Genomic DNA, 10478 nt, shown 5'->3' with positions numbered 1-10478 from the left:
ACGATGGCCGCAAGTAGGCACGGTGGAGCGGGTAAACCGGCAGGACGCCGGTTTACCCGCTCCGGGCCATGGATGGCCCGTCGCGGCGGCCCGCGGAGTAACGGATATACACCCCACCCTAACCCCGCGCAGCAAACACCCCCCGAGCAATCGACCGAGCCACACAATCAGCCGCCGCCGACCCAATCCGCCCAATCTCCACCTGCCGCCGAGGCCCATCCGCCACCTCCACTGCCCCCGAAGCCAACGCAAAAACCGTATCCCCATCAAACGGCAAATGCGCCGGCCGCACCGCCCGGGCAATCCCGTCCTGCGCCATGATCGCCACTCGCTTGCACTCCGCCACCGTCAACCGCGCCGTACTCGCCACCACCACCAGCGTGGTATTGGCCCCCGCTTGCAGACGCCCCATGGAATCCAGCCGCGACAACTCCGGCATCGGATCACTGCAATCCATCTCCGTCACCGGCCGCGCCCCACCAAACTCCCCCGCCACCTCCCAGGGCCACGCCCAGAACGTCTCGCCATCCGGCATGTAGACCGAACCAATCGGGTTAGCCACCACCAACGCGGCAACCACCAACCCATCGCCCAAATCCAGGGACGCGGTCCCCAGCCCGCCTTTCAACACCCCGGCCATGGCCCCACGCCCGGCCCCGACAGAGCCCAACTCAAACTCCGGACCGGCATTGGCCAGCGCCTCGAACCCCAGCCGCCGGTAAGGTGGCTCCAGGCCCCAATCCTTGTCCCCGCCATTGGCCAAATCATGCAACACCGCCGCCGGCACGATAGGAATCGCCGGCGCACCCGGCTTCAAATGCAACCCCACCTGGTCCTGGGACAACTTCGCCGCCACCGCATCCGCCGCCGCCAGGCCAAACACCGAGCCACCGGCAAACACCAGCGAGTGCAGCTGGCCCACCATGTTCTCCGGCTCCAGCGCCGCGGTTTCGCGACCACCTGGGCCTCCACCGCGAATGTCGATACTGGCAGTCCAGAAACCATCCGGGCGGATCACCGTGACGCCGGTGTCGGCGTACAGGTCTGTGGCGTGGCCAACCTCCAGGCCGGGAATATCAGTGAGGGCGTTGCGCGGGCCAGGTCTAGGCATACAGAAAAGCTTCCTTGGGTTTAGGTATGGCGTGGGGAGAGCAAGGGGTGTGCCAAGGAGGCGCTCCCCCGGCCCAGCGTACGCTAGCAGCTTCGCGAAAAAATCCCCTGCACAAAAACCAACACCCTGCCCTCCCGCCTGTTAGAAAAACACCACCCGCCCCGCAAACCCTCCAACAACTCCTTGTTATCCAAGACTTTTCAGCGATGGCACAGCCTTTGCTCTCCTGCCTCCACCAGAGCTTGAACTTAACAAGCCGTCCTCGAACAAGGCCCGTTGCCTAACCACACTGGAGTGTTGCACATCATGAATCCATCACGCGCCGCAGGCCGCCGCCAACCCGGCAAGGCTTTCGCCCATACCCTGTTGTTCCTCGCCGTGTGCGAGGCCGTCAGCTACAGCAGCCTGACCCTCGCCGCCGACGCCCCGGCCAGCGATAACCCCCTGGACACCGTCGTGGTCATCGGCAACCGTGGCCAGGCCCGCACCCTGGCCGACAGCCCGGCGCCGGTGGACGTGATTTCTTCCAAGCAGTTGCTCGCCACCGGCCAGGGCGACCTGACCCGTGCCTTGAGCAAAGTACTGCCGTCCCTCAACCAGCCGGCCTCGTCGGGCTTCGGTTCGACCTCGATCGTGCGCCCCATCAGCCTGCGCGGCTTGAACGGCGACCAGGTGCTGGTGCTGGTCAACGGCAAGCGCCGCCACAACAGCGCGCTGCTGAACAACGCCACCTCCCTCAACTCCGGCTCGCAACCGGTGGACCTGGACATGATCCCCACCGCCCTGGTGGATCACATCGAAGTCCTGCGTGACGGCGCCTCGGCGCAATACGGGTCGGACGCCATCGGCGGCGTGATCAACATCGTGCTCAAGCAAACCGACCACGGCGGCAGCTTGTCCACCACCTACGGCCAGAACTATGAAAACGGCGACGGCGAAACCGTGCGTCAAACCGGCAATGTCGGCCTGGCCCTGCCCAACGACGGTTTCATCAACCTCGCCCTGGACGTGAAGAAACAGGACGTCTCGGACCGTTCCGATGCGGCGCCGTACACCGACAGTGCCGGCAACACCAGCCAACGCCACACCTACTACGGCACCGGCTTGCCCGAGGCGAAGAACTTCAGCCTCGGCTACAACGCCGAGCTGCCGGTCGCCGACGCGCTGACCCTGTACTCGTTCTCGACCTACACCCACCGCAACTCGGAAAAGCCCCTGGCATTCCACCAGCCGCCGTCGTTCAACGGCATCCAGACCCCGTACCCGGAAGGTATCGAAGACAACCTGCGCTTCATCGAAGACGACTTCCAGGTGGCGTTCGGCGGCAAGGGCCAGGCCGCCGGCTGGGACTATGACCTGTCGAGCACCTACGGCCAGGACCATGCCCGGGCCACCCTCACCGACACCTACAACCTGAGCTACGGCCCGAACTCACCGACCTCGGTCGACACCGGCGTAAAAACCTTCAGCCAGTGGACCAACAACCTCGACCTGACCCGCGCCTTCGACCTCGGTCTGTACAAGCCGACGCAGATTTCCTGGGGACTGGAACAGCGCTACGAAGACTACAAGATCGGCAAGGGTGACCTCGCCTCCTACGCCAGCGGGCCGTTCGACACCGGTGCCAACGGCGCGATCATTCCACCCGGGACCATTTCCGGTGCCGGTACCACCCCGGCCGACGCCGCCGAAAAAAGCCGCATCAGCCTCGCGGGCTACGGCGAGATCGGCCAGGACCTCACCGACAAATGGCACGTGGACCTGGCCGGGCGCTACGAGCACTACAACGACGGCTCGGGCACCACCACCAACGGCAAGTTCTCCACCCGCTACCAGCTGACCCCGATCCTGGCCTTGCGCGGCACCGTCAGCACCGGGTTCCGCGCACCGTCCCTGGCCCAGCAGATCTACAGCTCCACCTCGCAAACCAGCGTCAACGGGCAACTGTTCGACTACCGCAACGTGGCGGTGAACTCCGATGTGGCCAAGGCCCTGGGCGCGACCACCCTCAAGCCTGAAAAGTCGACCAACTACAGCATCGGGCTGACCCTGCAACCCACTGACAACACCAACATCACCCTGGATGCCTACCAGATCGTGATCAAGGACCGCATCGCCCAGACCGGTTACCTGGGCGGCACGCCGCAAATCAGCGCGATCCTCGCCGCCGCCGGGCTCAACCCGAACCAGGCGGTGACCTACTTCACCAACGCCCTCGACACCACCACCCGCGGCGTTGACCTGGTGGGCGACTACCGCCAGGACATCGGTGCCTATGGCAGCCTGAAATACAGCGCCGGCTTCAACTGGAACACCACCCAGATCGACTCGATCCACGCCTCGACGGTGGCCGCCCAGGCCCTCGGCCCGGACGGTGGCTATGACCGCCAGCGCCAGGGCAACCTCAAGTACGGCTTGCCGCAATCCAAGCTGCTGCTGGGCACCACCTGGACCTACGACAAGGTTGAAACCAGCCTCAACCTGACCCGCTACGGCTCCTACACCGAGTACGGCACCGCCGAGATCTACGACCGCAACTTCGCGCCGACCTGGATCACCGACCTGAACATCGACTACCACCTGACCAAGGCCGTGACCCTGAATGCGGGGGCCAACAACCTGTTCAACAAGTACCCGAAACGCACCGACCTGGTAAGCAGTTCCGGCGGCTTCCCGTACGGTACCTTTTCGCCTTACGGCACCACCGGTGGCTATTGGTACACCGGCGTGACGTACGCCTTCTGACCCAGCCCGCGGGGCCGGTTTGCCGGCCCTGCGCCTGACCTTTTGCGGGAGCCTGTCCATGACCCGACGTACCGATCAACTCAAGCTGGGGGCCTTCCTGGCCAACAGCGGCCACCATGTATCAGCCTGGCGCCATCCCCTGGCCCAGGCGGATGCCAGCCTGGATTTCGAGCACTTCAAACACATCGCGCAAACCGCCGAGCGCGGCAAATTCGACGCCTTGTTCGTCGCCGACGTGGTCGCCCTGTGGGGCCATCATCATGACGCCCTCAGCCGCACTGCCCGCGCCGAACACTTCGAACCCTTGACCCTGATGGCCGCTTTGGCAGCCGTCACCAGCAACATCGGCCTGATCGCCACCGCCACCACCAGCTACAACGAGCCGTACCATATCGCCCGCAAGTTCGCCTCCCTCGACCATCTGTCCAAGGGGCGCGCCGCCTGGAACCTGGTGACCTCGGTGGTCTCGGATGAGGCCTGGAACTTCGGCCGCGAAACCCATATCGACCATGGCGACCGCTACCAGCGCGCCGAAGAATTCCACGACGTGGTCAAGGGCCTGTGGGACAGCTGGGACGACGACGCCTTCACCCGCGACAAGGCCAGCGGGGAGTATTTCGACCCGGCCAAACTGCACACCCTGAATCATCGCGGCGAACATTTTTCCGTACGTGGCCCACTCAACGTCGCCCGCCCTCCACAGGGCCATCCGGTGCTGGTGCAGGCCGGTGCGTCGGAACCCGGCAAGGCCCTCGCCGCCCGCGTTGCCGAGCTGATTTTTGCGGTCAACCATGACCTGGCCGGCGCCCAGGCTTTCTATCAAGACATCAAGCAACGCGCCGCCGCCTTTGGCCGTGACCCCGACCACATCAAGATCCTGCCCGGTGTCACCCCGTTTATTGGCGAAACCCGCGAACAGGCCCAGGCGCTGTTCGAAGAATTCCAGGCCCTGGTGGACCCGGTGCTGGGCCTGCGTTTCCTGGCCGACACCCTGGGCGATGACATCGACCTGTCGGGCTACGACCTCGACGGCCCGCTGCCGGAAACCCCGGTAGGCCAGCGCGGCAGCCGTCGCGACAAACTGCTGGAACTGGCCCGCAGCCAGAACCTGAGCATCCGCCAGCTGTACCTGCACCTGACCGCCGGCAACCCGGTAATCGGCACCGCCGAAGACATTGCCGACTTCTTCGAGCAGTGGTTCGAAGCCCGTGCCTGTGACGGGTTTAACGTGTTCTTCCCGTACTTCCCGGGCGGCATCGACCTGTTCGTCGAGCAGGTAATCCCACTGCTGCAGCAACGCGGGCTGTTCCGCACCGAATACGAAGGCACCACCCTGCGGGAAAACCTCGGCCTGCCGCGCCCGGCCAATCGCTTTACCCAGGGAGTCACACCATGAAGCGCAGCGCATGGATGCTGGCAGTCGGCAGCCTGTTCGTCTCGAAGGCCTTTGCCCTGAACATTTTGCTGAGCAACGACGACGGTTATCAGCACCCCAATATTCGCGCCCTGTACACCGAGCTCAAGGCCCAGGGGCATACGGTGCGGATTGCCGCACCGCAGGCCGACCAGAGCGCACGGGGCGGTGCGTTTTTCTTTGGTCGCGAAGTCACCGTTGGCCATGACGACGACCCGGCCTACCCCGACAGTTACTCCATCAGCACCACTGAAAACGGCGTGTGCCAGAGCCCCGAATGCGCCGGCAAAGACGTGCAGATCGAAATCAGCGGTACGCCGGTAATGGCCCTGCTGATGGGCCTGAAAAAAGTCATGCCCCACCCCGACCTGGTGATCGTCGGCCCCAACCCCGGGAATAACCTGGGGGCGATCAACAGCGCTTCCGGCACGTTCAACGTCGCCAGTGTCGCGGTGCAGGCGGGCATTCCGGCGCTGGCAGTCAGCACCGATTTGAAGGAGGCAGACCCACAACGCGCGGCGCAACTGGTGGCGAAGCTGGTCAATGCCCTGGACCAGCATCGCCAGCCCGACGGCGCGCTCTTGCCCAAGGGCCTGGGCCTGAATATCAACCTGCCAAAAGACCCACGGATCAAGGGCGTGAAACTCACCCGCATCGGCAGCTACGTGGGTTTTGAAGCGGTGTACACCGACGACCTCAAGCAATTCAAACTGCCGGGCAAACCCGGCATCGGCTTCCAGTACAGCCCCGCCGCCACCGCCGAGCAGCAGAAGCAGGATGAGGCGGTATGGCTCAACAAGGGTTACTTGACCATCAGCCCGTTCAGCGGCCTGCCGGAGTCGATCAACGCCGGCCCCGCCCTGCAAAAACAACTGGCCCGCGAGGTGCAGCCATGAGTTCGCGTTTTTCCCTGGGGTTTCTCAGCCGCGTCTACAGCCCCGGCTTCGAGCCCAAGGTCTACCGCGACACCGTGGAGTTGTTCAAGGTCGCCGAAGAGCTGGGCTTTGACAGTGGCTGGGTGGCGCAGCACCACTTCGCCAGCGAAAACGGCCGCCTGCCCTCGCCCCTGGTATTGCTTGCCGCCATCGCCCAGCGCACCCGGCGGATCAGCCTGGGCACCGGGATTATCGTGTTGCCCCAGGAAGCGCCGCTGCGCCTGGCGGAAGACGCCTCGGTGCTGGACCTGTTGAGCAATGGCCGGCTGGAGCTGGGCCTGGGTGCGGGTTTTGATCCCGACACGTTCACCGCATTCGGTCGTGAGCCTGAGGCGCGCCACCGCGATTATGAGCAGCACCTGCAACAGTTGATCCATGCCCTGGGCAACGCCCCCCTGACCGACAGCGGCTCGCGCCTGTTGCCACGGGCAGCCGGCCTTGGGCAGCGAATCTGGGAAGCCACCTCACGGGTGGAACGGGTGGCCGAGCGCGGCCACGGCCTGATCATGGCGCCCAACCCGCACCTGCCGCCCGAAGCCGGGGTAGAACTGGTCAACCGCTACCGCAACGCCTGGACCGGTGACAACGGCACCCCGCCCCGTGTCACCCGGGTACAGGCGCTGATCCCGAACCCGGACGCCGCCACGCGCAACGATATCCAGGCCTACGTGCAACGCCAACAGAGCATCGGCGTGTACAAGGCGCCGGTGGATGATGATTTCGACGCCACCCTCAGGCGCCTCGGCATCCTGCACGGCCCGGTCGAGCAGATCATCGAGCAGTTGCAGCAAGGGCCGAGACTGACGGCCAACGACCACCTGGTGCTGCAAGTACAGACCGCCAGCACCCCGCTGCGGGAAGCGATCCGCGCGCTGGAAATCATCCGCGAACAGATCGCCCCGGCCCTGGGCTGGCAACCGACACTGCCCCAAGGAACCCTCACATGAGCTTCAAACTGGGCTTTCTCAGCCACGCCTTTGGCGACGATCCACAGCAGGTCTACCGCGACCTGATCGAACAATTCGAAGTCGCCGAGGCCCTCGGTTTCGACGGTGGCTGGATTGCCCAGCACCACCTGAGCAACGGCTTCGGCCGGCTGCCGTCGCCGCTGGTATTGCTGGCGGCGGTGGCCGAGCGAACCCGGCATATCGAACTGGGCACCGGGGTTATCGTGCTGCCTTTCGAAGACCCGATCCGCCTGGCGGAAGACGCCAGTGTGCTCGATGCCCTCAGCGGCGGGCGGGTGCAATTGGGCCTGGGCAGCGGCGGCGCCAACCTCGACAATTTCAGCGCGTTTGGCCGTGATGCCGTGCAACGCCAGGTCGATTTCAGCGAACACCAGCAGCAGGTCCAGCAGTTACTCGACGGCGAGGCATTGATGCCCCACAGCGCGCTGACCCTGCAACCGCCAGCAACCGGCTTGAGCAGCCGCTTGTGGCACTCCCACGGCAGCCTCGAAGGCGCGGCATACACCGCCAGCCAGGGCAACGGCTTGCTGCTGGGCACCGCCACCCACGATCCGCTGACGGTGCAAAAACCCCTGGCCGATGCCTACTTGAATGCCTGGACCCGCATCGATCGCCCACCGAGAATCGGCGTGGTGCGGGCAATTTTCCCGGCAGCGGATCGCGCCAGTGCCCAAGCGGAACTGGCGGTGGATATCGAGCGCCACATCCCGCGCCTGCAACGCGAAGGCCTGATTGATCAAGCCGTGGACCTGCAGGAGCACCTGCGCCTGATGAACGTGCACCACGGCCATCCCGACGAAGTGATCGCCAGCCTGCAACAGGACCCGTCCCTGCTGCCCTATGCTGACTACGTGATCGCCGTGGTCCAGGCCGAAAGCTCGACCCAGGCGCAGATCCTCAAGCGCCTGGAAATCATCGCCCGGGACATCGCCCCGGCCCTCGGATGGCGAGGACGAGAGTAGGATGATCAAACGCCCTGAAAGCGTCAGCTCCCGTAGCAGCTGTCGAGTGAAACGAGGCTGCGTAGCGGTGTGCCAGATACACCGCGAACGCAGCCTCGCCGGGGCTCGACAGCTGCTACGACGACGCGTGATGCTGATGCCAAACTATGGAGCCCGTGTATGCCCCTTGAATTCAGTTGGTTGATGCCCCTCTGTACCCCCGACTGGGCGGCGCGGCCGGGGCAGTGGATCCAGCTGGCCCAGGCGGTGGAATACGCCGGCATCGACGGCCTGTGGATCCCCGGCGGCGCGCTGTGTGCCGACAGCCTCGGTGTGGCGGCGGCGTTATGCGCCCACACCCGACGGGTGCAATTGTCGGTGAGCGTACCGCCGGAAGTCATGCTGCCGGCGGCCCTGGCCACCACCCTGCAAAGCCTGCAATCGATCAGCAGCCACCGGGTGCGCCTGCACTTGCCCGACGGCGAACAAGGCAGCCTGCGCAGTGCGTTTGGCGAATGGCTGAACCGCGACCAGCGCAGCGAACGCATCGGCGAATACCTGGAGATTCTCCAACAACTGCTGGCACCGAATGACGGCGGCCTGGATTATCAAGGCCGCTATTTCCAACTGGAAAACGCCGGCGTCGCCCGCCGCGAACTGCCCGCGCCGCCACTGGTGCTGGACGACAGCCAAAGCCACGCGCTGGTGGCTGGCCACGCCCAGGTCTGCCTGTTGCGGCCTGGGCATCCGCAGTGGCTGGCCCAGGAAATACAACGCTGGCGCCAGCTTCAGCCGGGCCTGGCCTTTGCCTGTACCTTCGGCCTGGTCATCGGCGACAGCGAGGACCTGGCCTGGGAAACCGCCGCCGCCCTGCTGCCGACCCAGGACCTGCCCAACCACCGCATCGCCACCGTGCCCCGCGACCGTCACCCGTTGCGCCAGTGGGAGATCCACCCGAACCTGCTGCAACTGCACCCTGGCCAACCGTTGATCCTGGTGGGCACGCCCCGCCAAATCGCCACGCGCCTGCAGGAACTGCACGGCCTGGGCCTTGGCCACATCATCCTGCAAGGCGGCCCGGCGGTCGGCGAAGTGCTGCGCTTTGGTGAACAGATCCTGCCGCTGCTTTTTCAACACGGCCTGCGCAAGGAGCGCCTGCACCATGAACACTGAGGTTCGCCCCCCGATCCAGCTCGACTGGTTCCTGCCCACCAATGGCGACGGCCGCCACCTCACCAGCAGCGGCCTGCCCAAGGTCGGGCTGTTCCAGCAAGGCGAACGTGCCCCCACCCTCGATTACCTGCGCCAGATCGTGCGGGCTACCGAACAGGCCGGGTTCGACGGGATCATGGTGCCCACCGCCAGCGGTTTCGAGGATCCGTGGCTGATTACCGCGGTGCTGGCCCAGGAGGTTCGGCGGCTTAAATTCCTCCTGACGTTGCGACCAGGCATGGAGCTGCCGGCCTATACCGCCCACCGTGCGGCGACCTTGCAATTGCTCAGCGAGAATCGCCTGGCGTTGCATGTGGTGACGGGGTCCAGCCGTTTTGAGCAGCGTTCGTTGGGGGATTTTCTCGAACACGATGAGCGTTATGCGCGTACTGCGGAGTTTTTGCAGGTGTTCCAGGCGGTGTGGGCTGGCAAGCAGGCGGCGCATCCGGGGCGCTACTACCGCAGTGGGATCAACTCGCCGGTGGCGCCTGGGGCCGAGGTGCCGGCGATCTATTTTGGGGGCGCCTCCGAGGCTGCCGAGCAGGTGGGGGCTGCCCATGGGCAGACGTACCTGATGTGGTGTGAGCCGCCGGCGATGATTGCCGAGCGGGTGCTGCGGATGCGTGAGTTGGCCGCGATGCAGGGGCGGACGTTGCGCTTTGGGTTGCGCTTGCACATCTTTGCCGATCGCACTGACGAGGCGGCCTGGGCGCATGTGGAGCGGCTGTTGGAGGAGATACCCAAGGACGCCATTGACCAGGCGCAGCGGCAGATGGCCAAGTATGAATCGGTGGGGCAGAGTCGCCAGACCGAGTTGATGAAAGGCCGTGGGCGTGGGGCGCGGGAGCTGGAGGTTTCGGCCAACCTCTGGGCCGGTGTGGGCCTGGTACGGGGCGGAGCCGGGACCGCGCTGGTGGGGAGTTATGAGCGGGTGGCGGAGCGGATCGAGGAGTATCACCAGCTTGGGGTGGACAGCTTTATTCTCTCGGGGTTTCCGCATCTGGAAGAGTCGATTCATGTGGGGGCGGAGGTGTTGCCTTTGTTGCGCAGGATTGGGGCTTCGGGGAGGGATGTAGAGGTGGGTCGGGGTTGATTGAGTACATATCCGTTTCTTCGGTTATGGCTGATATTGGTTCCGCTCTTACAGCGGCT

The 10478-nt window shown here is 64.9% G+C and carries 8 protein-coding genes; 7 read left to right on the top strand and 1 reads right to left on the bottom strand.

Annotation, left to right across the window (positions count from 1 at the left end; all coding sequences use genetic code 11):
• Window positions 1-118: 118 nt before the first annotated feature.
• Window positions 119-1111 carry a P1 family peptidase gene (locus HX839_RS26890; protein WP_177067972.1) on the bottom strand — a complete coding sequence of 331 codons (993 nt, stop codon included), beginning with the start codon at window positions 1109-1111 and terminating at the stop codon, window positions 119-121.
• 306 nt (window positions 1112-1417) lie between these two features.
• Here HX839_RS26890 and HX839_RS26885 point away from each other — a divergent pair, with 306 nt between their 5' ends.
• From HX839_RS26885 to HX839_RS26855, 7 genes are all read left to right on the top strand, one after another.
• Window positions 1418-3856: a TonB-dependent siderophore receptor gene (locus HX839_RS26885; RefSeq protein ID WP_003218616.1), complete on the top strand. Its 2439-nt coding sequence runs from the start codon at window positions 1418-1420 to the stop codon at window positions 3854-3856.
• Between the two features lie 58 nt (window positions 3857-3914).
• Complete coding sequence (locus HX839_RS26880; protein WP_008430347.1) at window positions 3915-5252, top strand: LLM class flavin-dependent oxidoreductase; 1338 nt, start codon at window positions 3915-3917, stop codon at window positions 5250-5252.
• Entirely contained in the window at window positions 5249-6166 is a 918-nt protein-coding gene (locus HX839_RS26875; protein ID WP_177020864.1) for a 5'/3'-nucleotidase SurE, read from the top strand. Before HX839_RS26880 ends, HX839_RS26875 begins: the two co-directional genes overlap by 4 nt.
• A complete protein-coding gene (locus HX839_RS26870) occupies window positions 6163-7152 on the top strand; it encodes an LLM class flavin-dependent oxidoreductase (protein ID WP_177029478.1) in 990 nt (329 codons plus the stop codon). The genes HX839_RS26875 and HX839_RS26870 overlap by 4 nt, the downstream gene beginning before the upstream one ends.
• Entirely contained in the window at window positions 7149-8135 is a 987-nt protein-coding gene (locus tag HX839_RS26865; protein ID WP_003218623.1) for an LLM class flavin-dependent oxidoreductase, read from the top strand. Before HX839_RS26870 ends, HX839_RS26865 begins: the two co-directional genes overlap by 4 nt.
• A 159-nt stretch (window positions 8136-8294) precedes the next feature.
• Window positions 8295-9287 carry an LLM class flavin-dependent oxidoreductase gene (locus HX839_RS26860; protein WP_087695234.1) on the top strand — a complete coding sequence of 331 codons (993 nt, stop codon included), beginning with the start codon at window positions 8295-8297 and terminating at the stop codon, window positions 9285-9287.
• Complete coding sequence (locus HX839_RS26855; protein WP_177067971.1) at window positions 9277-10419, top strand: LLM class flavin-dependent oxidoreductase; 1143 nt, start codon at window positions 9277-9279, stop codon at window positions 10417-10419. Before HX839_RS26860 ends, HX839_RS26855 begins: the two co-directional genes overlap by 11 nt.
• Window positions 10420-10478 lie beyond the last annotated feature (59 nt).

Source organism: Pseudomonas sp. I8001 (genome assembly GCF_013385345.1).
Classification (GTDB): Bacteria; Pseudomonadota; Gammaproteobacteria; order Pseudomonadales; family Pseudomonadaceae; genus Aquipseudomonas.
Note: the sequence above shows the minus strand (reverse complement) of the source record. Positions and strands in the feature narration are given on the sequence as shown.